Annotated in this window: 20 protein-coding genes and 4 tRNA genes; 23 read left to right on the forward strand and 1 reads right to left on the reverse strand. The window is 45.1% G+C overall.

Translation table 11 applies throughout. The features are described from left to right. The 17 genes from VFW36_RS00695 to VFW36_RS00775 all read left to right on the forward strand — a co-directional run. Positions 1 to 652: Gfo/Idh/MocA family oxidoreductase (locus VFW36_RS00695; protein ID WP_329656902.1), on the forward strand; the 652-nt coding region annotated here is incomplete at its 5' end. Continuing rightward, positions 645 to 1346, forward strand: a complete 702-nt coding sequence (locus VFW36_RS00700; RefSeq protein ID WP_329656903.1) for an acylneuraminate cytidylyltransferase family protein — start codon at positions 645 to 647, stop codon at positions 1344 to 1346. The genes VFW36_RS00695 and VFW36_RS00700, both read left to right, overlap by 8 nt. Next, positions 1339 to 2109, forward strand: a complete 771-nt coding sequence (locus tag VFW36_RS00705) for an oxidoreductase (RefSeq protein WP_329656904.1) — start codon at positions 1339 to 1341, stop codon at positions 2107 to 2109. The genes VFW36_RS00700 and VFW36_RS00705 overlap by 8 nt, the downstream gene beginning before the upstream one ends. After that, on the forward strand, positions 2106 to 2663 hold the full coding sequence (locus VFW36_RS00710) for an acyltransferase (protein ID WP_329656905.1): 558 nt from the start codon (positions 2106 to 2108) through the stop codon (positions 2661 to 2663). The genes VFW36_RS00705 and VFW36_RS00710 overlap by 4 nt, the downstream gene beginning before the upstream one ends. A gap of 1 nt (position 2664) precedes the next feature. Beyond that, positions 2665 to 4176, forward strand: a complete 1512-nt coding sequence (locus tag VFW36_RS00715; protein ID WP_329656906.1) for a lipopolysaccharide biosynthesis protein — start codon at positions 2665 to 2667, stop codon at positions 4174 to 4176. Then, entirely contained in the window at positions 4169 to 6001 is a 1833-nt protein-coding gene (locus VFW36_RS00720) for a hypothetical protein (RefSeq protein ID WP_329656907.1), read from the forward strand. Before VFW36_RS00715 ends, VFW36_RS00720 begins: the two co-directional genes overlap by 8 nt. Beyond that, positions 6001 to 6657, forward strand: coding sequence for a CatB-related O-acetyltransferase (locus VFW36_RS00725; protein ID WP_329656908.1), 657 nt, complete (start codon positions 6001 to 6003; stop codon positions 6655 to 6657). Before VFW36_RS00720 ends, VFW36_RS00725 begins: the two co-directional genes overlap by 1 nt. Continuing rightward, positions 6654 to 7262 carry an acyltransferase gene (locus tag VFW36_RS00730; RefSeq protein WP_329656909.1) on the forward strand — a complete coding sequence of 203 codons (609 nt, stop codon included), beginning with the start codon at positions 6654 to 6656 and terminating at the stop codon, positions 7260 to 7262. The genes VFW36_RS00725 and VFW36_RS00730 overlap by 4 nt, the downstream gene beginning before the upstream one ends. Further along, positions 7255 to 8391 carry an NAD-dependent epimerase/dehydratase family protein gene (locus VFW36_RS00735; protein ID WP_329656910.1) on the forward strand — a complete coding sequence of 379 codons (1137 nt, stop codon included), beginning with the start codon at positions 7255 to 7257 and terminating at the stop codon, positions 8389 to 8391. Before VFW36_RS00730 ends, VFW36_RS00735 begins: the two co-directional genes overlap by 8 nt. Then, positions 8388 to 9377, forward strand: a complete 990-nt coding sequence (locus VFW36_RS00740; RefSeq protein WP_329656911.1) for a hypothetical protein — start codon at positions 8388 to 8390, stop codon at positions 9375 to 9377. The genes VFW36_RS00735 and VFW36_RS00740 overlap by 4 nt, the downstream gene beginning before the upstream one ends. Continuing rightward, positions 9374 to 10186 carry a glycosyltransferase family 2 protein gene (locus VFW36_RS00745; RefSeq protein ID WP_329656912.1) on the forward strand — a complete coding sequence of 271 codons (813 nt, stop codon included), beginning with the start codon at positions 9374 to 9376 and terminating at the stop codon, positions 10184 to 10186. The genes VFW36_RS00740 and VFW36_RS00745 overlap by 4 nt, the downstream gene beginning before the upstream one ends. Next, complete coding sequence (locus VFW36_RS00750; RefSeq protein WP_329656913.1) at positions 10183 to 11004, forward strand: NAD(P)-dependent oxidoreductase; 822 nt, start codon at positions 10183 to 10185, stop codon at positions 11002 to 11004. The genes VFW36_RS00745 and VFW36_RS00750 overlap by 4 nt, the downstream gene beginning before the upstream one ends. Then, the gene (locus tag VFW36_RS00755) at positions 11001 to 12161 is read left to right on the forward strand and encodes a glycosyltransferase family 4 protein (RefSeq protein ID WP_329656914.1); all 1161 of its coding nucleotides are present in this window, start codon (positions 11001 to 11003) and stop codon (positions 12159 to 12161) included. Before VFW36_RS00750 ends, VFW36_RS00755 begins: the two co-directional genes overlap by 4 nt. Then, positions 12154 to 12777, forward strand: a complete 624-nt coding sequence (gene pglC / locus VFW36_RS00760) for an undecaprenyl phosphate N,N'-diacetylbacillosamine 1-phosphate transferase (RefSeq protein ID WP_329656915.1) — start codon at positions 12154 to 12156, stop codon at positions 12775 to 12777. Before VFW36_RS00755 ends, pglC begins: the two co-directional genes overlap by 8 nt. Beyond that, complete coding sequence (gene pglE / locus VFW36_RS00765) at positions 12774 to 13895, forward strand: UDP-N-acetylbacillosamine transaminase (protein WP_329656916.1); 1122 nt, start codon at positions 12774 to 12776, stop codon at positions 13893 to 13895. Before pglC ends, pglE begins: the two co-directional genes overlap by 4 nt. 56 nt (positions 13896 to 13951) lie before the next feature. Continuing rightward, the gene (locus VFW36_RS00770; protein ID WP_329656917.1) at positions 13952 to 16063 is read left to right on the forward strand and encodes an STT3 domain-containing protein; all 2112 of its coding nucleotides are present in this window, start codon (positions 13952 to 13954) and stop codon (positions 16061 to 16063) included. A 3-nt stretch (positions 16064 to 16066) separates the two neighbouring features. Further along, positions 16067 to 17875 (forward strand): nucleoside-diphosphate sugar epimerase/dehydratase, encoded by a 1809-nt coding sequence (locus VFW36_RS00775; protein ID WP_329656918.1) that lies wholly within the window; start codon positions 16067 to 16069, stop codon positions 17873 to 17875. Positions 17876 to 17879: 4 nt separating this feature from the next. On the opposite strand, the gene ilvD is transcribed toward VFW36_RS00775, so the two are convergent. Next, positions 17880 to 19568 carry a dihydroxy-acid dehydratase gene (gene ilvD, locus VFW36_RS00780; RefSeq protein WP_329656919.1) on the reverse strand — a complete coding sequence of 563 codons (1689 nt, stop codon included), beginning with the start codon at positions 19566 to 19568 and terminating at the stop codon, positions 17880 to 17882. A 139-nt stretch (positions 19569 to 19707) separates the two neighbouring features. Between ilvD and VFW36_RS00785 the strand changes: the two genes are divergently transcribed. The 6 genes from VFW36_RS00785 to VFW36_RS00810 all read left to right on the forward strand — a co-directional run bounded on the left by VFW36_RS00785 (position 19708) and on the right by VFW36_RS00810 (position 22390). Next, positions 19708 to 19782: transfer RNA gene (locus VFW36_RS00785), tRNA-Gly, on the forward strand. A gap of 60 nt (positions 19783 to 19842) precedes the next feature. Continuing rightward, positions 19843 to 19929, forward strand: a tRNA-Leu gene (locus VFW36_RS00790). Between the two features lie 7 nt (positions 19930 to 19936). Further along, positions 19937 to 20010 (forward strand) — tRNA-Cys (locus VFW36_RS00795). Between the two features lie 30 nt (positions 20011 to 20040). After that, positions 20041 to 20128: transfer RNA gene (locus tag VFW36_RS00800), tRNA-Ser, on the forward strand. 109 nt (positions 20129 to 20237) lie between these two features. Continuing rightward, a complete protein-coding gene (locus tag VFW36_RS00805; RefSeq protein ID WP_329656920.1) occupies positions 20238 to 20666 on the forward strand; it encodes a MarR family transcriptional regulator in 429 nt (142 codons plus the stop codon). Positions 20667 to 20833: 167 nt separating this feature from the next. After that, the gene (locus tag VFW36_RS00810; RefSeq protein WP_329656957.1) at positions 20834 to 22390 is read left to right on the forward strand and encodes a methyl-accepting chemotaxis protein; all 1557 of its coding nucleotides are present in this window, start codon (positions 20834 to 20836) and stop codon (positions 22388 to 22390) included. Positions 22391 to 22479: the final 89 nt, after the last annotated feature.

A 22479-nucleotide genomic window follows, 5' to 3' on the forward strand; every position in this document is an offset into this window, starting at 1 on the left:
CCTTTTTGATACATACCACAACACCGAACTCCTCAGTAACGCTATTTATGTCGGTTATGTGTTGCGTTTTCACCCGATTTTTGAGCGGATCAAATCCCGCTTGGGCACCGAAACCCCAATCGCCGTATCCATCAAATCAGGCTCCTACCTCCCCTCATGGAGACCTCAGAGAGATTATCGTACCCTCTACAGCGCATCCAAAGAACAAGGGGGCGGTGTGTTGCTCGATCTGAGCCACGAAATCGATTATGCCCAATGGCTCTTTGGTCCTCTCACTCTCCTCAGTGCGTATCAAAGCAAAATGTCCGATTTAGAGATCGATTCGGATGATATAACCGTTATAACGGCGCAAACTCCCGCTAAAACACACATGAATATCTCTTTAGATTACATCAGCAAAATTCCCCTTCGCGAGATCGTTATCCTTACCAATACCCAAACTCTAATCGCCGATTTGATTGCAAACACCTTAAAAATCGGAACCCGTGATGGAGAAATCGAAACGATAACACTAGAGCCCTTTGAACGCAACGAGCTCTTTATCCAAATGCACCGCTCTGCACTAGGCGACAAAACCGATCTATGCACACTGAGCGAAGGGCTGAGCGTCATGAAAACCATCACCGAGATTCAGGAACATGCTCATGGCTAAAATTTTATGTACGATATGCGCACGCGGCGGATCAAAAGGGGTTAAAAACAAAAACATCAAACTCCTGGGCGGCAAACCGCTCATCGCCTACACCATCGAGCAGGCGAAGCAGTCAGGGCTGTTTGAACACATCGTTATCAGTACCGATTCGGATGCGATAGCACAGAGCGCACAGGAGTACGGTGCCGAAGTCTTTTTCAAACGCTCAGAGGAGATGGCATCCGATACTGCCGGAAAGCTCGACGTCATCCGCGATGCGTTCAAACGCTCTGAAGAGTATTACGGCTGCACGTTTGATACCTTGATCGATCTGGATGCCACCGCACCCCTTCGCAGTGTTCAAGACATCGTTGATTCCTACGGACAATTTCTACGAGATGACAACGATAATCTCATCACCGCAATGCCCTCTCGTCGAAGTCCCTATTTTAATCTCGTCGAGGTAGATGCTTCAGGAAAGGTAGCGTTATCGAAAAAGCTCTCCGAGGGTGTCGTACGCCGACAAGACGCCCCCAAAAGCTATGATATGAACGCATCAATTTACATTTGGAAGCGGGATATAATTTTGAATGAAAATTCTCTGTTTCTGGAAAAAACAGGACTCTATGTTATGCCGGAAGAGCGCTCGATCGACATCGATACGGAACTCGATTTTGAATTTGTCGAATTTTTGATGAGGAAACAGAATGATTAAAGACCATGTAGTCGTCATTACCGGTGGAGCGGGACTGATCGGAAAAGAGTTTGTGAAAGCCGTCGTCGCCAATAACGGTATCGCGATCATCGCCGATATTAATGAACAAATCGGTAACAGTGTAAAAGAGCAGCTATCACAAGAATTACAAACCAATGCTATCGATTTTATGAAAGTAGACATCACCTCCAAAGAGTCTCTCAATACCGCAATAGAGTATCTACACAACACATACGGCAAAATCGATGCATTGGTTAACAACGCCTATCCGCGCAATAAAAACTACGGGAAACACTTTTTTGAGGTTGAATACGCCGATTTTTGCGAAAATCTCAACCTCAATCTCGGCGGCTATTTTTTAGCGAGTCAACAGTTCGCCCTCTATTTCCAAAAACAAGGCTTTGGAAACATCATCAACATCTCCTCTATTTACGGTGTCATTGCCCCGAAATTTGAAGTCTACGACAATACCCCGATGAGTATGCCGGTTGAGTATGCGGCGATCAAATCGGCACTCCTTATGCTGACGCAATACATGGCCAAATATTTCAAAGGGATGAACATACGGGTCAATGCCATCAGCCCCGGCGGGATTTTTGATCACCAACCGGAGCCTTTTCTAGAGAGCTATAAAAAACAGTGCCTTAACAAAGGGATGCTCGATAAAAGCGATTTACAGGGAACCCTCATCTATCTGCTAAGTGACATGAGCCGATATGTCAACGGTCAAAATATTATCGTCGATGATGGGTTTAGTATATGATACAAGAGATCGTTTCCAAATACCGATTTGACAAAAACAGTGACCGCATCGGTCCGGATTGTCCGTTTACCCATTGGAAGCTTTATTTCAAATTTTCGATGGTGACTCTGTGCCAACAAAAATTTAGCTATTTTGGAAAAAATGCGGAGTTTCGCCCCGGAGCATACGCTATTTGCTGCAGTAAGATCTCTATCGGAAACAACGTCATTATCCGCCCCGGAACGATGCTTTTTGCTGATCCAAGAGAAGGGGAAAGCGGCTCGATCACCATCGAAGAGAACGTCATGATCGGTTCAGGGGTTCACATGTATGTCCATAACCATCGGTTTGATGATCCGAATCTTCCAATCATTGCTCAGGGTCACTACCCCTCAGAATCGATCACTTTGAAAAAAGGCTCTTGGATCGGTGCCAATGCAATCATCCTTCCCGGTGTCACCGTCGGTGAAAACAGTGTTATCGGAGCGGGAAGCATTGTCACGTGCGATATTCCCCCTTTTTCGGTTGCGGTAGGTTCCCCCGCACGCGTTGTCAAAAAAACGACGGAAAAGTAAAATGTCAGCGGAAGAGAGTCTTAAAAAACGCTACCTCATCAAGCTTCTCTCCAACCTTATCAACGGCGCGATCAATATCCTCTTTCTTGCACTTGTTCCCAAAGCGCTAGGACCCGTAGCGTATGGGCAATTTAGTTATCTCCAACAGTTATTTTCACAACTTTTCGGCTTGGCGGATGCCGGAACCTCGATGGCATTTTTCACCAAGCTCTCATCCCATCCTCAGCGCAAAGAGTTGATCTCTTTTTATGCTCTGTATATGGGGGTGGTTTTAATCGCTATCTCTCTTTTCATCTATCTCTTGTACACTACTGCGCTCACTCAAACGCTGTTTCCGAATATACCGAAAGAGTATATTGTTATCGGAATGGGACTGGGATTTCTGACGTGGCTCAACCAGATTTTTATTAAAATTTCCGATGCCTATGCCCTAACCGTATCGGTCGAAATCCTCAAAAGTATCCACAAATTTATCTCTTTGGGATTATTGCTTTATTTTCTCTACTATCTCACTTTCGATCTCACCGCCTATTTTCAGTTTAACTACATCGTCTCAGTGCTCTTTATCGCCCTCGCGTCCCTCCTTTTTGTACGACGAAATGTCTTTAGCTCCAACTTATGGCGACAGAGAATTCATATCGTCCAAAACATCAAAGAGTTCGCCCATTACAGCCATCCGATCCTCTTATTTTCCCTTGTCGGAGTAGGGATCGGAATGTTTGATATTTGGCTGCTCCAGAGCACCGGAGGAGCCGAACAAACAGGATTTTACACCTTGGCGTATTCCGTTGCCGCCGTCTCGTTTTTGTTTACAAGCTCGATGACCCCGATCATCACCCGCGAGTTTGCCCGCTCTTTTACTCAGGGGGATATGGAAAAAATTCGACTCCATTTCAAACGCTATATTCCGATGCTCTACTCGGTTGCCGCATTTTTTGCCGTATTTGTTGCCCTCGAAGCGGATCACCTCATTCACCTCTTTAGCGGTGAAAAATTTGCCCTCGCCGCACCCGCGCTCAGCGTCATTGCCCTCTACCCGATCCATCAAACGTACGGTCAACTCAGCGGATCGCTCTTTTTTGCCAACGGTAATACGTCGCAATATCGCAATATAGGACTCTTTACCTCATTGATTGGAGTTATTTTTACGTTTATTTTTCTCTACGTTTTAAACCTTGGTTCCCTCGGTCTCGCCTATAAAATGCTCATTACTCAGCTCATCGGGGTAAGTATACAGCTCTATTTCAATACGGTATTTTTAAAAATCAAAATAGCTCCGTTTCTCTTCCATCAGATCTATGCTTTGCTCTTTTTTATACTCGCCGCATTTGTAAGTATTTTTGTCACCTCATCAATACAAACACCGTGGATCAACCTAGCCGTTTGTGCCGTTTTTTATGCGGGTTTGACTATAATCGGAACAATCATTTTTCCTCAGATTTTTGCAACATCCCGAGGTGAAATCAAACGATTGTTTTTCAAAAAAACGAAGGATACTTCTGTCGATGCCTAACACCGTTGCTTCAATAGCTCCACGCAAATCGCACTACCGCAACATTTTTATTCTCGATTCACTCGAATGGTGGGATGCTGCACGCTATGACGCTTCCGCCGATTTGGTCCTTACCTATGATTTTGGACTCAAACATAAAATAGCCGCAATGGGGGGAGAGGTGTACTATATCGATCATCTCATCGACCCCTCGATCATGCAAGAAAATAATTTTTTGGTGACTGAGTTTTTGAAAAACTGGCATTATGACGCAAATAAAAAAGATATTTTTACCTACAAAGAGATTCCGTTCGGATTCTCATTACGGCTCGATATATGGAACGAACTGGTAACGCTCTCGCGTCTTGCCCTATGTCTGGAATCTTTAAAACACCTCTCTTTTGATACGTTGTATTTGGGAAGCGACGATACGCGGATCAAAACGGTTTTGGATCGATACAAAATCGAGACGCATTCTGTATCCAAATCAACCTCCGCTCCCATCTTTTATTTCCCGATAGCGCAGTGGCTGGATGACAAAATCCGCTCAAGCGGTTTACGCGGTTTTCTGGTTCGTGTTCGGGAAATCGTTACGGCATTCTACGGTTACATCGTCCCTTTTATAGATGCACTTATCCCCCGTTCCAAACCTCAACAAGCTCTTTTCATCCAAGAGTATCATCCGACGCGAAAGCTCATCGAGATCCTCAAAAAAGACCCCTTATTGCGTGTTATTTTGGTCAATTTTACCCGCGGCTCAAAACTGCTCGATCACCGCTTTGAGCGCCTTATTCCCATCAGCGGTTCGTTAAATACCTTTGAGCCTATTGCATCAACACTGCTCAGAGCCCTCAAAGAACATCGCCACGCGTCTCTCATCCTCACCAACGGCGAAGATATAAGCGATGAACTCTATACGATTATCGAAGCGCGGATCACACCCCGTATCGTACCTGTTCTTCGTACGCTTCACAGCGTTATCCGTTATCTCGACAACCATCCTATCCGGCTCGAGATCCTAATCGCCAATATGGGGCTAACCGCAACATTGGTCGATTGCGTCTGCAAAGCCAGAGGAGTTCCAAGCTATCTGATCATCAACGGTATGCTGACCAAAGAATTTATGGACGAAGCCAAATACGCTACCACGATCAACGCCTATTCTACAAGTATCAAAGAACACTATTTTCGCAACATAGAGAATATCGTATGTTTGGGAGACCCTCGGATGGACAACTATCCACCGCTCGATGCACCCAGAGTGATCAATCGCACCCGTCCGACCATCACCATCGGTACGTCGGGATTTAATCCGATCGATCTGAACTCCTACGTCGCGGTCGAATTTGAGTTTATGTACGACGTCTTGAGCGCTCTGCAAACCATGATTGAGCAAGATTTTCCGATGGAGATTATCATCAAAGTACGCCCGAACGGCTACCTCAAACAATATGCCGATTTTGTCTCCGCTTTTTTCCCGAATCTAAACGTTGAACTCATCAGTACAGCTCCGATGAAAAGTGTTCTGGATAAAACCGACCTCTACATCAGTATTTATTCGCAAACCCTTTTCGAGGCTTCTTGTCTGGGTATCCCTGCTATCTATTATAAAAAAGATACCGAGGTAATGGATCCTCCGTTCAATGGAGAGTGTGAGCTTGTCACTGCTCGAAACGTCGATGATTTACTTCAAGCACTACATGATTTCCAATCGGAACATACACGTTATAATGCTTTCTTGGATCGCTCCGTTATGGAACGCTATATCGGTCCTCTGGATGGGAACAATATGCAGCGAAATGTTGATTATGTGTATGAACTCTTACAAAAAGAGGGGCAAGCGTGATGATCTCAGCGATAAAAAAATCAGTGCGACAATGGCAATTACGCAGACGATTTCCTACAAGTACCATTTATGCAGGAGCCGTTGCAGACCACTCATCCACCTTGGGGTTACACACCGTTTTATTTCCCGATGCGATAATACTCCGCAGCGTGTTAGGAAAATACACGTATGTACAAAGCCGCTCGGTAATCAATAACGCGCACATCGGCCCGTTTTGCTCCATCGCCGCCAACGTCCATATCGGCTTGGCATCGCATCCGATTGATGGAGTGAGCAGTTCTCCCGTATTTTATGACGCCAGCCAACCGCTTCCTCACTTCTTTGCCACATCGGCATCCTCTATCGAAAACACTCCAAAAACTACCATTCATGCCGATGTTTGGATCGGTCAAGGGGCTATGATCAAAGCGGGTGTAACCATCGGAGTGGGTGCGGTGATCGGCGCGGGTGCGCTCATCACCCGTGATGTCGAAGCCTACAGCGTTGTCGGCGGTGTCCCCGCACGCGAAATCAAAAAACGGTTTGATGAGGAGACGATTGAACGCCTATTGATCTCTCGCTGGTGGGAGTTTGATGAAACGAAACTACAAAAGCTTTCCCCTTTGTTCGCTAACCCGAAAGCTTTTTTAGATGCTGTAGAGGAAAAGAACCAATGATACCTTTTAGCTTTTATCGGCGAGCACTAAACGCTCTAGGGCGCCGTTGTTTTGCCCTCTTTTTTTCCCATACGTTCAAGCGATTCGGTAAAAATGTAGCGATCATTTCTCCCGATATTATCGAGGGAGAGCGCTTTATTTCGCTGGGAGACAATGTCTCGATTAATACCCAAGCGTGGCTCTTGGCACTGCGTCAAAACGATACGCTCCCGCAGCTCGACATAGGGGCGGGGACGACTATCGGCAGATTTGCCCATATCGTTGCACTGCGAGAAGTGATCATCGGAAATAACGTCCTCATCGCCGATAAAGTGTATATCTCTGATAACCTGCATGGATACGAAGATACAACCATAGCGATCAAGAATCAGCCGATTCTTTTTAAAGCGCGTGTCGAAATCGGGGATAACAGTTGGATCGGCGAAAACGTCTCGATTATCGGTGCTTCCATCGGGAAACATTGCGTTATCGGCGCCAATTCGGTCGTTACTCAGGATATTCCTGATTACTCTATTGCCGTCGGTTCTCCCGCACGGGTAATAAAAAGGTATAATTCGCTCACACAACAATGGACAACCATAGACCAAGAAAGTACGCATGAATAAAACAGTTTTAATCACCGGCGGTGCCGGATTTATCGGTTCCAACCTCGCCCTTCGCCTCATCGAAAAAGGGTATCGAGTTACCGTTTTGGATAACTTGTCCCCCCAGATTCACGGCGATAAGGGAGAAAACTCCATCCTCTACCGCGCTATCTGCGATAAAGTCCGCTTCATCAAAGGGAGCGTTCTAAACTATGATGATTGGAAGAGCGCTCTCGAGGGGGCTCATATCGTTGTCCATCTCGCCGCAGAGACGGGGACGGGACAATCGATGTATGAAATCGAGAAATACACCGACGTCAATATCAAAGGGACTTCTATTTTCCTCGATATTTTGGCAAACGAAACCCATACGGTCGAAAAAATGATCGTTGCTTCCTCCCGTGCCATCTACGGAGAGGGGAAACATAGCTGTCCCGATCACGGCATCGTCTATCCGAGCGAACGGCAAGATTGTGATATGAAATCGGGGGATTTCAATGTAAAATGTCCCCTTTGCGCTAAAAATACAGAGCTCATGAGCACCGATGAAGAGAGCAAAATCCATCCCACCTCCATCTACGGTATCACCAAACAGGTTCAAGAACAGATGTTTATGGTAATGGGCAAATCGCTGAACATCCCCGCCGTCGCCTTCCGATACCAAAACGTCTACGGGGCGGGGCAATCGCTCTCCAACCCTTACACGGGGATCCTCTCAATCTTCTCCACCCGTATCAAAAACGGAAATGACATCACCATTTTCGAAGACGGCAAAGAGAGCCGAGATTTTGTCTATATTGACGATGTTGTAGAAGCCACTATCTTGGGGATTGAAAAAGAAGAGGCGAATTATCAGGTTTTTAACGTCGGTTCAGGCGTCGCGACGGATGTCCTCACGGTAGCGCAAACTCTCAAAAATGCCTACCGAAGTGACTCGCAAATACACGTTAGCGGAAACTACCGTCTCGGAGACATCCGCCACAACTACGCCGATTTGAGCGTGATTACCAAACAGCTCGGATTTAAACCCTCTATCAACTTTGAGGAGGGTATTCGTCGATTTACCGCGTGGGTTGAACAACAAGAAGTTGTAGAAGACAAATACGACAAAAGCATCGAAGAGATGAGGGAAAAAGGTCTTTATAAATGATCGATCTATCGGGGAAGAAAATCCTCTTTATCGGACCGAAATATTACGATTATCACACCAATATCGTCCGTAAACTGGAGCAATGGGGCGGAGAGGTCGATTATTATCCGGAGATGATTAACACCTTTTTCCAGCGAGCGGCAAAGGTAATCAAAGGGAAATTTCGTACCTTCGTTCAAGATCGCTATCTCCATCGTCTTTTAGACTCTATCGGCACCAGATACTACGATCATGTTTTACTGATACGCGGAGAGATTATCACCCCTCCATTTATGGAAGAGTTACGACGTCGTCTCCCCCAAGCGAACTTTACCCTCTATCAATGGGACTCACAAAAACACAACGACTACCTCCCTATCCTTCCCTACTTTGATCATACACTCACGTTTGATCCGATTGATGCACAAAGTTTTCAGCTCGATTATCTTCCCCTATTTTATACCGATGCGTATAAACAAATTGCCGAATCACCACAACCCAAAGAGTATGACATCGCTTTTTTCGGTGCGTATCATAGCGACCGCCTCGCCGTCGTAAAACAGATCGATACAGAAGCAAAACGGTATGGTTTGAAGTTTTATCACCATATTTACATTACAAAATTTTCCCTTTTCAGAGCCCTTTTACGGAGCAAAATCACCCTAAATGATCTACATTACCTCAAAACATTTACCGTCGATTCCTCTGTGATTCATGATATTTATGCCAAAACAAAAGCTGTTTTGGACGTAGAGATGACCCATCAAAACGGTCTTACGATCCGAACATTGGAAGTTCTCGGTTCCAATCTCAAACTCTTAACCACCAACACAACGATCCAAAAAGAACCTTTTTTTGATCCCCACAGAATAGCGGTTCTCAACCGTAGCTCTATTGAACTTTCTCCCGATTTTTTTGCCGCACCTCTGGCACAAGACCCCCGTTTGCAGCAATATCATATTGATCACTGGCTTACCACCTTACTCACACGAGCCGCTCAATCATGAAAAATCCTTTGATTTCGATCATCATCCCACTCTACAACGGTGAGCGTTTTATTGCCCAGACCCTTGAGAGCGTTTTGGCACAAACCTATCGTAACACCGAAGTCATTATCGTGGATGATGCATCGACCGATGGAGGATGTGACATTGTCCGACGCTATGGCGCCGATGATTCCCGAGTGAACCTGATACTATCCGAAACCAACTTCGGCGGTCCCGCAAGACCTCGCAATATCGGTATTGAAAATGCCAAGGGGGAATTTATCGCCTTTGTGGATGCCGATGATGTATGGAAACCTCATAAACTGCAAACCCAACTCGATTTCTTGATGGATAACCCAGACATCGATATGCTCTACTCACCCGCCGAAATCATTGACGAACACGGGGAAATTTCTCCTAGCCGAAAACAGCGGTTTCTCATCCTCCTCTTGCGATTGATGTCACCGAAAAATGCAATTATTTACGGCAATTTTATCAATATCAATACTCTGATGCTACGACAACCCCTCACTAGCCGCTTCATCGAAGATAGTCGCCTTGTCGCTATCGAAGACTGGATGTTTCATATCCTCAATTTGCAAGATGGAATGACAGCCGCCTCCGTTGAGGAAGCACTCATCTACTACCGTGTCCATTCCGCGTCCATCTCCAACCGACACTCCGATAAAAGCTACCGCAAAATCTTTTATATGCTCTCGCTCCTGTTCCTCGAAACGCGCATCTCCTTTGGTCATTTTTGCTTGGCAAATATCCTAAATAGCGCTAAACTGTTGCGACGTAAACTTGCTAACGGATGGAGTTCTCATTGACTACCCTCATCATCGGTAAAAACAGCAATCTGACCCAAGCGCTTCTCTCGGTGCTTCCAAACTCCGTAGCCCTCTCATCACGAAATTTATCCGATACGATAGAGTTGTTAGAACCTTACAAACATCAAACCATTAACCTTATTTTTAACAATTTTCAAACCGCGACACAGCTTGGAGAAGCCAGCCATATCAGCCAGTATATCGAAAATTCGATCCACATCACAGCCAAAGTATTGGAGTATTTCAACGAAACACCGATTGCAAAAATCATCTATACCAGTAGCAGTTCGGTGTATGGCAATAATATTTTTTGTGACGAACAAGATGAAGTCACCCCTCTCAATCTCCATGCAGCACTCAAAGTGAGCAATGAAAAATTGATCGAACAATACGCCAAAAATCGTCAAATCGATTACAGCATTGCTCGGATTTTTAACATGTTCGGAGGCAATGACACCTTCTCTATTATCAGCAAAATACTCACTGCCTACACAGAAGAGAAACCTTTGGTTATCATCAACAACGGCAATGCTATACGTGATTTTATCCACATTGACACCGTTGTAGAGGTCTATAATAAGCTCCTCACAACCTCAGGAATCCCACTTATTAATATAGGTAGCGCTAAAGGGACATCGATCCGAAACATCCTCGATTTTTTGAAAAATCATGGTATCGATCTACAAACACAAAACCTTTCGCGCGAAGAGCTCAAAATCTCTACCGCTAATAATGCGATCATGGTCGAACTCCTTGAGCATAACGGCTTTATCGATGTCGAAAATTACCTCCTAGAACGGCTCAAAAAGAACGGATGAAAAAGAAAATTTCGATTGTACTCACCGTCCCTCTCTCGATAGAGACATGGTTCAAAGGACAACCCCGCTATCTGAGCGACTATTACGATATTGAACTCATCACTTCATACAGTAACAGTATCGAAAAAATCAAAGCGCATGAGAATGTGACGGTCACCCTTGTCGATTTTACCCGCCAAATCAATCCCCTCAAAGATTTGAAAATTCTCTTTGAGCTTTGGCGCCATTTTCGGCATCGCCGACCCGATATGGTTTACTCCATTACCCCTAAGGCGGGATTGCTCGGTATGATAGCGGCATGGCTGGCTCGTGTTCCGCACAGACTCCATCTCATTGTCGGGCTCGCTTACTTCGGCTCAAGCGGAAAACGGCGGTTTCTTCTCAAAACGATCGAGAAAATTACCTATTGTTTTGCCAATCATCTTTATGCCAACAGTCTCAACCTACCAAAAATCATCGCTAGAGAATTGACTTCCAAAGCGGTGAATGTGATCGGACACGGCTCGGTCAACGGAGTCGATACCGACTATTTCAAAGACACCATGAGCACCGAGGAAAAATCTGCTTTACGCCACAATCTCACTATCACGGAGGATGCTTTCGTCCTCCTCTTTACGGGTCGTATTGTCGGTGATAAAGGGGTAAACGAACTGGTCAGTGCCTTTGATTCTCTCTCTTCAACCTATTCAAAACTTACCCTTTTGATGGTAGGAGATTATGAGCACCATTTAGACCCCATCTCAGCCGAGACGTATGAGCTAATTCAAAACCATCCCCGTATCCGTGTCGTCCCTTTCCAACACGATATTCGTCCCTATTTTTGTATCTCCGATCTGTTGGTTCTCCCCTCGTATCGCGAAGGGCTACCCAACGTCCTTATCGAAGGGGGAAGCTGTGGACTTGTGATGATAGCCACCGACATCAACGGATGCAACGAGGTAATCAAGAGCGGAGAAAACGGTCTGTTGATTGAGCCGAAAAATACGCTGAACCTGATCGAAACGGTACAAAAACTCCTCGATCATCCAAATCTCTACGCAACGTTAAAACAAAATGCACGACAAAGCATCCTAGAGAGATATGACCAACATTATTATTGGGATGCGCTCCACCGTGAGCTGGAAACCCTCTTCAACACGGATTCATCCCATGTATAAAACCTTTTTTAAGCCCCTCTTGGATCGGCTCGGAGCCCTCTTGCTCCTCATCCTCTTCGCTCCCGTATTCATCGCCGTAGGACTTAGCGTCTATCTCACTATGGGTCGCCCTCTCGTTTTTACCCAAAAAAGACCGGGATATAAAGAGAACATTTTTACCATTTATAAATTCCGTACGATGAGTGATGAACGTGACAGCAACGGCGAGCTTCTAAGCGATGAGTTACGGCTCAAGGGCGCAGGTAAGCTTATCCGAAGCCTAAGTCTCGATGAGCTTCCGCAGCTCATGAACGTCCTAAAAGGGGAAATGAGTTTTATCGGTCCGCGCCCGTTGCTGATCGAATACCTTCCGCTGTATAATCACGAACAAAAAAGACGCCACGACGTTCTCCCCGGTATCACCGGCTGGGCACAGGTCAACGGACGAAACGCCATCAGTTGGGAAGATAAGTTTCGTTACGATGTTGAGTATGTGGATAGTCTCTCGTTTTGGAATGATCTTAAGATCATTTTCCTGACCGTCAAAAAAGTGCTCATCAAAGAGGGGATCTCCCAAGAAGGCACTGTTACGATGGAGAAATTTCTCGGAAATCCAACACCAAAGGATAGTCTATGAACAACCGTATTTTTTTATCCCCCCCGCATATGGGAGGAAACGAGCTTACCTATATCCAAGAAGCGTTTGAGAGCAACTACATCGCTCCGCTCGGGCACAACGTCGATGCGTTCGAAGCACAGATCAAAGCGTATACGGGGGCAAAATACGCTCTGGCCGTAACCAGCGGAACGGCGGCGATTCATCTGGCTCTTCGGGTATTAGGGATCAAAGACGGCGATGAAGTGATGGCAAGTACCTTCACCTTTATCGGCTCGGTTGCCCCGATCCTGTATGAGCGCTGCACGCCGTTTTTCATCGATTCGGATACGGCGAGCTGGAATCTCGATCCGAACCTCCTCGAAGAGGAGCTTTCCCATCGCGCCGCTACGGGGAAAAAACAGCCCAAAGCGCTCATCGTGACCCACCTCTACGGACAATGCGCCGACATCAAACGACTTGCTGCTATCTGTGATCATTATGGGGTTCACCTCATCGAAGATGCGGCGGAGAGTTTGGGGGCGACCTATGCGGGGAAACAGAGCGGAACCTTCGGGAAAATGGGGATTTACAGTTTCAACGGCAATAAAATCATCACCACCAGCGGCGGCGGAATGCTCGTCAGTGATGATGAAACACTCATTTCCCACGCACGCCACCTCAGTACTCAAGCGCGAGACCATGCGCCGCACTACGAACACACCGAATACGGTTATAACTACCGAATGTCGAATATCATTGCAGGGATCGGTCGGGGACAAATGGAGGTTTTGGACGAACGTATTAAACGCCGAAGAGAGATATTCAATCTCTATTACAACGCCCTATCAGAGATCGAGGGAATCTCTTTTATGCCTGAGATCGAGAACTCACTCGGCAACCGATGGCTTACCACGCTGATATTACCCGAACACGTCTCACCCGAACATGTCCGTCTCTCACTCGAAGAGGATAATATCGAATCTCGCCCTTTGTGGAAACCGATGCACGCACAACCTCTGTTTCAGGGTGCGCCGAGCCTCCTAAGCGGCTTTAGCGATACCTTATTCCAAAGAGGGATCTGCCTTCCGAGCGGCTCTTCTCTGCGCGATGAAGAGGTAGCAACAATTGTTTCTCTTCTGAAGAGCTTGATTCATTGATAATGCGCCCCCATTTGGCTAAAATACCCTTACTAAAAAACGGAGCATAAATGCACATGCTAAAACTACACGAAGACAACACCTCGTTACGTACCCTCTTTATCTTCATCGTTATCGCATACCTTTTCTCCGTCTCCGTCCGTTTTATTTGGGTTGATGCGTTTAAAAATACGCCGCAGTATCGCTGGAATAACGAGTTGATGATCAACAACAATGACGGCTACTATTTTGCCGAAGGGGCGCGCGACATCCTCTCTAGTCATCATGATGCAAACGATCAGTCACCGATCAATGAAGCACCCTCGCACCTGATCGCAACACTTTCTCAAATCATCCCGATCAGCTTTGAAACCCTGATTCTTATGATGCCCGCTTTTTTAGGCTCCTTGATTGTTATTCCGATGGTACTTATCGGTCGCGCCCTCAACCAAACAACCATGGGTTTCATTGCCGCCCTCATTGCATCGGTTGCCCACAGTTACTACAACCGCACCATGATGGGATATTTGGATACCGATATGCTCAATGTCGTTTTTCCGGTTTTGGAGATGTATTCCCTCATCCTCGCACTCACCCATCAGCGCAACCGATACTTGATCCCTATCTCGGTCTCAATCGCACTGTATCAATGGTGGTATCCTCAAGCGTATGCCCTTGATACCGCTTTATTCGGAATGATTATCGGATATACGCTTATATTTGACCGTAAAAATGTTTATCTTTATAAAATCGCCCTCTTCATCCTCATCGGAATTTTAGCAATACCGTTTATCGCTAAAATTGCACTGGCTCTCATCGTGTTTGCACTCTTTCATTTCAAACAGGATCTCCCGATCAAAATTTTCGGAGGCATTTTCGGTGCCGTTGTTGCCGTCTATTTTTACACCGGCGGTGTTGATCCGATCCTCCATTTTATCCAAGGGTATTTCTTTCGCGGCAATGAGGGAGCGGTCTCTACTTCCCTCATCTTTTACGATGTTGTTTCCACGGTTCGTGAAGCAGGACATATCCCCTTTAGTGTATTTGCCGAACGGATCAGCGGTCATCCTATCGCGTTTGTCCTGGCGGTAATCGGGTATATTATGGCGATCTTTGCCTATCGACCGCTTCTCATCACCCTTCCCCTCGTCGGATTGGGATTTATCGCGATGTCTGCGGGTCTGCGTTTTACCATTTACTCCGTCCCTCCTATGGCGATCGGTATCGCATTTTTGATTCTTTATGTCAGCCAATTTATCCGCAAACCATTGCTCCGGTATTCGAGTATCGCGGTATTGACACTTGCCGTTCTCTACCCTAACTATACCCATGCAAAAGCCTATCTGACGCCAACCGTCCTTACCAGCGATGAAGCTCTTGCTCTGAATGAATTGGGTAAAATCACTTCCGGTGAAGACTATCTGATAGGATGGTGGGATTACGGTTTCCCTATCCGCTATTATGCCGACATGAAAACATGGGCCGACGGAGCGCAACACTCCGGCGGACAAAATTATCCCGTTTCCTTTGTTTTAACGGGACAAGACCCGCTATCAGTCGCCCATATGATGCGTCTCAATACCGAATATTTGGAAAAAAACTTTACCGATAAACATACGGTCTATGGAAGTGTTTTTGAACATATTATGGCCGAAGAGGGGTTCAAAGACCCGAATGATTTTCTCAATGCAATAGCCTTGCCGGAGTACAAAACACCTCTCAAAACACGAGACGTCTATCTCTATTTACCGCTACGAATGATGGAAATTTTCCCGACCGTATCGCTCTTTAGCAATCTGGATCTCAAAACCGGTAAAACATCACCTCAACCTTTCTTTTACACGACTCAAAACTTTCAAGATACGGGAAAAACTGTAGAATTAGGGCAAGGTGTATCGATACTCAAAGAGACCAATTCACTCAAGCTTGGGACACAAACGGCCCCTATTAAAGCGTTTTATCAAGTCGGATACGATCAAAAACAAAAACTTCAAATCACTCGGCAAACCTTTGCATCCGAAGGGTTTAATGTTATTTTTATGCCGAGTTACGGTCAATTCTTAGTTGTTGATGACTACTTTTTTAACTCAACCTATATCCAAATGTTTGTATTTGAGCAATATGATAGAAACCTTTTTCAACCCGTTATCCTAAGCCCGATGACAAAAATTTACAAATTGAAGATTTAACCGATGGAATTGGCAGAAAAAAAGACAAAACAGAGCTTACTCACCCCTAATTTTACGACGAGGTTCCTCTTTTTTCTAAGTGCCGATTTTATCCTCTTTTTTGTATCGCTCTTTTTCGCGTATGCCCTCCGGTTTGATTTTAACATCCCTCCTCATTTTATGTCCAAATTTTATATCGTCTTCGCAACTCTTGTAGTGCTCAAATGGGGAAGCTTCTATCTGTTTGGGATCTACCGTATGACATGGCGTTTTTTCGGTCTCCATGATGCTAAAAACCTTTTTTATGCACTTGCAGTATCGTTTTTAGCCTTTTTTATCCTCTACAGCATTAATACGCCGTTATTTTCCCCGATGCCTCGCAGTGTTATCGGTACAGATTTGGTTTTATCATTCCTATTAGTAGGGGCTTTGCGCTTTTCCAAACGTCTTTTGATCGAATCTTCCAAGATCGAGGCACATAAACCGACTCTCATCGTAGGGATCTCGGCAAACACCGCCAATCTGATCAAAAGCATGGTGGACAGTGAGCTTTCAAATGACTATTATCCGATAGGGATCATCGCGATCCAAGAAAAAAATTACAATCTGATCGGTTCCACCGTTCAGAATATCAAAATAGCCGGCACTTCTGACATCCCTTTTTTGATCGAATCCAAACAGGCTTCCGCCGCTATTATAGACGGTTCCCTCCCGAGCGACTATCTCCAAAAAGCGTATCAAATACTCTCAAATGCAGGGATCAGCGACATAAAACGCTCAACTCTCCTCTCCGATGGAAAAGAATCCATAACCTCCTTATCGGTAGAAGAGCTACTGGCACGTCACCCCAAAGACCTTGATACCCAAACCGTTGAAGACTTTATACGGGGGAAAAACGTCCTCATCACCGGAGCGGGGGGGAGTATCGGAAGCGAAATCGCAGTGCAGTGCCACCAATTCGGTGCGGCAAAGCTTCTTTTGATCGATCATAGCGAGTTCAATCTCTACCAAATCGGAGAACAAATCCCTTCTGCGGAACTCTATCTTTGTAACATTATCGACAAACAAAGATTGGATTCTATCATCCAAAACGGTTCTGTCGATATTGTCATCCATGCCGCCGCATACAAGCACGTCCCCCTTTGTGAGGCAAACATCCAAACGGCAATCATGAACAACGTCGTCGGGAGCCGTAACGTCATCGACAGTGCCATCGAGCATAACGTCCCTAAAATCGTCATTATCTCCACCGACAAAGCGGTTCGTCCGACGAATGTTATGGGGACGACCAAGCGAATCGTAGAGCTTTATGCCCAAAACGTCGATCCGAAAAACAGTGAGATCGTAGCCGTCCGTTTCGGAAATGTCCTCGGATCCAGCGGGAGTGTCATCCCAAAATTCAAATCCCAAATCGAAGCGGGCGGACCGATCACCCTAACCCACCCCGATATTACCCGCTATTTTATGCTCATCAGTGAAGCGTGCCAGCTGGTACTTCAAGCCTCAGCCATCGCGCGCGGTGGAGAGCTCTTTATCCTCGATATGGGAGAGAGTGTCAAAATCGCCGATTTGGCACACACGATGATCCGCCTCTATGCTACCCAACCGATCGAAATCGTCTATACCGGCTTGCGTCCGGGTGAAAAACTCTACGAAGAGCTTTTGATCGATGATAGCGAGCAAAAAACGTCGTATGAATCGATTATGATCGCCCGCTCGACGCCGTATCCGATTGAAACATTAAAAGAGGATATTGAAAAGCTAGTGGGAAGCGATAACGCTATTGAAGCGTTACAAAAAATTGTACCGGAGTTTCAACCCTCCGGTAAATAAAAGGTTATAACTCGGTTTTAAGCGCCGCACCGTTAGAGGCGTTGGAGACGAGGAGGCTGTAGCGTTTGAGCCATTTGGACGGAATCTCTTTTTTGATCGGTTTCCAGTGAAGACGGCGTTGCTCTAGCACTTCATAACTCACATTGAGTTGCAATAGATGGGTATCGACATCGAGCTCGATCTCATCACCGTCTTCGATAAGGGCGATTAATCCCCCCTCAGCCGCTTCAGGACTGACGTGACCGATAGAGGCACCGCGTGTCGCACCACTGAAGCGTCCATCCGTGATGAGCGCTACGCTCTCACCCAGACCCATCCCCATAATCAGTGCCGTAGGGGCGAGCATCTCTTGCATCCCCGGACCACCCTTAGGTCCCTCGTAGCGGATAACGACCACATCGCCCGCTTTGACTTTATGCCCTACGATCCCCGCTATCGCCTCTTGTTGAGAGTTAAAACAAACCGCGCTCCCTTTGAACTTACGCATATTCGGAGTGATACCCGCCGTTTTGACAACCGCACCCTCTTCCGCGAGATTACCGAAAAGGATAGAGAGTCCACCCACCGGAGAGTAGGCATTTTCATTGGTGTGGATGATGTTCGGATCTTTGATCACCGCATCTTTGATCCGCTCACCGAGTGTTTCACCCGTCACCGTCATCGCATCGGTATGGAGGATTCCGCCGCGTCGAGAAACCTCTTTCATAACGGCATTGACCCCACCCGCGCGGTTGATATCATCCATATGGACGGTTGAGAGGGATGGAGAGATTTTCGCGATGTGTGCGACGTTCTCAGAAATTTTATTGATTTGGGTAATATCGAAATCAACCCCCGCCTCTTTGGCGATGCTCAACATGTGCAATACGGTATTGGATGATCCCCCCATCGCCATATCGACGACGAATGCATTATGGATCGCTTTTTCGTTCAAAATATTTTGCATATTCCATTTTTGGGAATTTTCATCTTTGACCATCTCGACGATACGGCGTGCCGCCGTTTTAACCATCTCGATACGCTCCGGTGTCATCGCCAAAACCGTACCGTTCCCCGGCAATGCAACCCCCATCGCTTCACAGAGAGTATTCATCGAGTTTGCCGTAAACATCCCTGAACATGACCCGCCGCTCGGACACGCCTCACACTCGATTTCATAGAGTTCTTCATCGCTCATTTTCCCATCCGCATGTTTCCCGACCGCTTCAAACGCCGTCGCCAAATCGATCGGCGTACCGTCTTTTTTATGCCCTGCTTTCATCGGTCCGCCGGAAACAAAAATCGTCGGGACGTTGACACGAAGTGCTCCCATAAGCATCCCCGGAACGATCTTGTCACAGTTAGGGATACAGATAAGCCCGTCAAGTTTATGGGCATTCATCACCGTCTCGATACAATCGGCGATCAACTCACGGCTAGGGAGAGAGTAAAGCATCCCATCATGCCCCATCGCGATACCATCATCGACACCGATGGTGTTAAACTCGAACGGAACGCCTCCCGCTTCACGGATCGCCTCTTTGACGATACGACCGTACTCTTGGAGAAAAAAGTGCCCCGGAATGATGTCGATATGGGAGTTTGCTACCCCGATAAACGGTTTGTTAAAATCGTCATCTTTAAGTCCAGTTGCACGGAGCAAACTGCGGTGTGGGGTTTTGTCGAATCCCCGTTTAATGGTATCACTGCGCATAAAATGTCCTTTATTATCTGTTTTTCCTTATTACATAGAAGAAACATCGTCATTATTATCGTGATTATACGGAAATTTTCTCTAAAAACTCTTTACACGCCATTATTTTTTTGCTATACTTCCAGTCCACAAAAACAATGCGGGAATAGCTCAGTGGTAGAGCACAACCTTGCCAAGGTTGGGGTCGCGAGTTCGAACCTCGTTTCCCGCTCCAGAATCTCAGTTGAAACATTGAGTTTGATGTTTGAACTGAGATATTTTTTTCTACTCAGATGCCCGGATGGCGAAATCGGTAGACGCAAGGGACTTAAAATCCCTCGGTGGTAACACTGTGCCGGTTCAAGTCCGGCTCCGGGCACCACCTAGGTGGCGGCATAGCCAAGCGGTAAGGCATGAGCCTGCAAAGCTTTGATCCCCGGTTCGAATCCGGGTGCCGCCTCCAGCGAGAAAAAAATAGCTTCAATTTTACTACGGGTCACTGGCAGAGTGGTCGATTGCACCGGTCTTGAAAACCGGCGAGGGTAACACCTCCCAAGGTTCAAATCCTTGGTGGCCCGCCATCACAACATAAACTTCCTTCAAAAATTTATCCCCATTTTATCAATCAAATATAACACGGTATAATATCTATATCAAAATCATTGTGTATTCAACAGCTTAAGGTGTTTTATGGGATTCGAATCGGACAAATCAATACTATTTCAAATCGCAAAAGCGAGAAATATCCTCAAAAAAGAGTTTGAAAAAGAATTAAAGCCTTATGGTCTCTCCTATGCGCATCGTGTTATTCTAATCAGACTTTCAGAACAAGATGCCCTAACCCAAAAAGAACTGGCACAAGATACCTATTTTGAACAGTCCAATCTAACACTAATGCTCGATAAACTCGAGTTAAAGGGTCTTGTGAAACGTTTCCCAAAAGATAATGATCGAAGAGCCTATCTCATAAAAATAACACCTGAAGGGGAGAAGCTAATAGATACCCTTGTTCAAATGGGAAATAATATAATGGAAAAAGCTCTGCTTGGGGTAACTCAAGCGCAAAAAAAAGAGTACTCAAATTTTCTTGAATCGATTTACAACAATCTAAAAAAGTAAAAATACCTCTTTTTACTTTTATCCGTATAACCGCCCCCCATCCTTTTCAATTTCTACAAAAACAAATTGCAAGAATATAAAATTAAGTTATTTAAATATACAATTTCATAATAGTTATCATAGTAACTATTACTATCTCATCAACTTAGGAAAAGACTTTGAAAAATATGACCATTAAAGCAAAACTCTATCTCGTTCCAATTGCTCTTTTACTGGTATTTATCGTAACGTATATTGTTTACTCAAATAAACACTCAGTTGCTGAAGCGGCAATGCAACGCTCAATCGAGTCCAAAGATGCCGTCAGTGAATTTTTAAATACACGAATAACGGTATATCAATTTTTAAAAAATCCATCCGAAGAGACTTTGCTAAAAGTAAATACGAATCTTGATAAAAACCTAAAAAGTGTTACCGAGCTAAAAGACAAACTCTCTTTGCAAGAAAATAAAGATAAATGCTCAAAAATCATTGACCTTATTCAACAATACAAAGAAGAGTTTGCTATCAAATCAAAGCAAATCATGATGGCTGATGTTGAAAATCGAAATAATATTGATTTAAGTAAGCTAGTAACCATCAGTGGAGAGTTACAACAGAAACTAGAAGAGATCACAACAAGTGCGGTAGCGCTCAGTGAAAAATCTTTAAGCGCTGTCAATACACTCCTTATTTTTTGTTTTATATTCGCGGTATTACTCGTCTTTATTATCAATCTTGTTGTTACAAAAGAGATTACAGGATCCATCCATCTTTTGCAAACAAAAATCAAAAATTTTGTGGATACAAAAGATTTAAAAATCCGCTTGTCGTATGATCGAAACGATGAAATAAAAGCAATCATCGATAGCTTCAACACACTATTAGAAACATTAGAGCATACGATTCAAGAAGCTAAAACTGCCGCAAATGAAAATGCCTCCGTTTCCAGTGAACTCCATAGTACCAGTATGCAAATTGGTCAAAATGCTGAAATAAGCATGGAAATTGTTCAAGATACTATTAGTGAGATTCACGAAATAAAAGCTTTTATTGAATCAAGTGTTACCCTTTCCATTCAAACAAGACAGAGCATTGAAGCCTCAAGTGAAAAACTTCATAACGTGCTTATAGATATGAAACAATTAAAAAATGATGTCTGTGATGCAAGTGAGTTGGAATCTAGCTTGGCCAGTAAATTAGAGCACATGAGTTCGGAAGCGGCTCAGGTCAAACAAATTCTCGTTGTCATCAGTGACATTGCCGATCAAACAAATCTTTTAGCACTCAATGCCGCTATTGAAGCTGCACGTGCAGGAGACCATGGAAGAGGATTTGCAGTGGTAGCCGATGAAGTCCGAAAACTTGCAGAAAGAACTCAAAAAAGCCTCACAGAAATCAATGCAACGATTAATGTCATCGTCCAATCCATTATCGATTCCTCAGATCAAATGGGGATTAATGCCAAAAATATCGAACGGCTTGTCGAAGTTTCTGAAAGTGTGGAAAATGTCGTTGAAGAAACCGTATCCTCGATGAAAGAATCGACACAGAGTGTCTCATTAAATGCAGAAAATTCATCGAAAATTGCAGAAGATGCTTCCAAAATTGTTACATCTGTGTCAAGAATCAATGGATTAACTTCCGATAATGCACGAAGCGTAGAAGAGATTGCAAGCGCAGCAGAGCATTTATATAAACTAACAGACGGTCTAAATCTAAAACTGCAACAGTTCAAATCATAAATAACTTCTTTAATACATCTGGGAGAATAGCTTTCTCCCTTTATATTAATCCTAAACTTTTATCCTATTCAATCGTACCCGTGATATTA

This window comes from Sulfuricurvum sp. (assembly GCF_036279695.1).
Lineage (GTDB): Bacteria > Campylobacterota > Campylobacteria > Campylobacterales > Sulfurimonadaceae > Sulfuricurvum.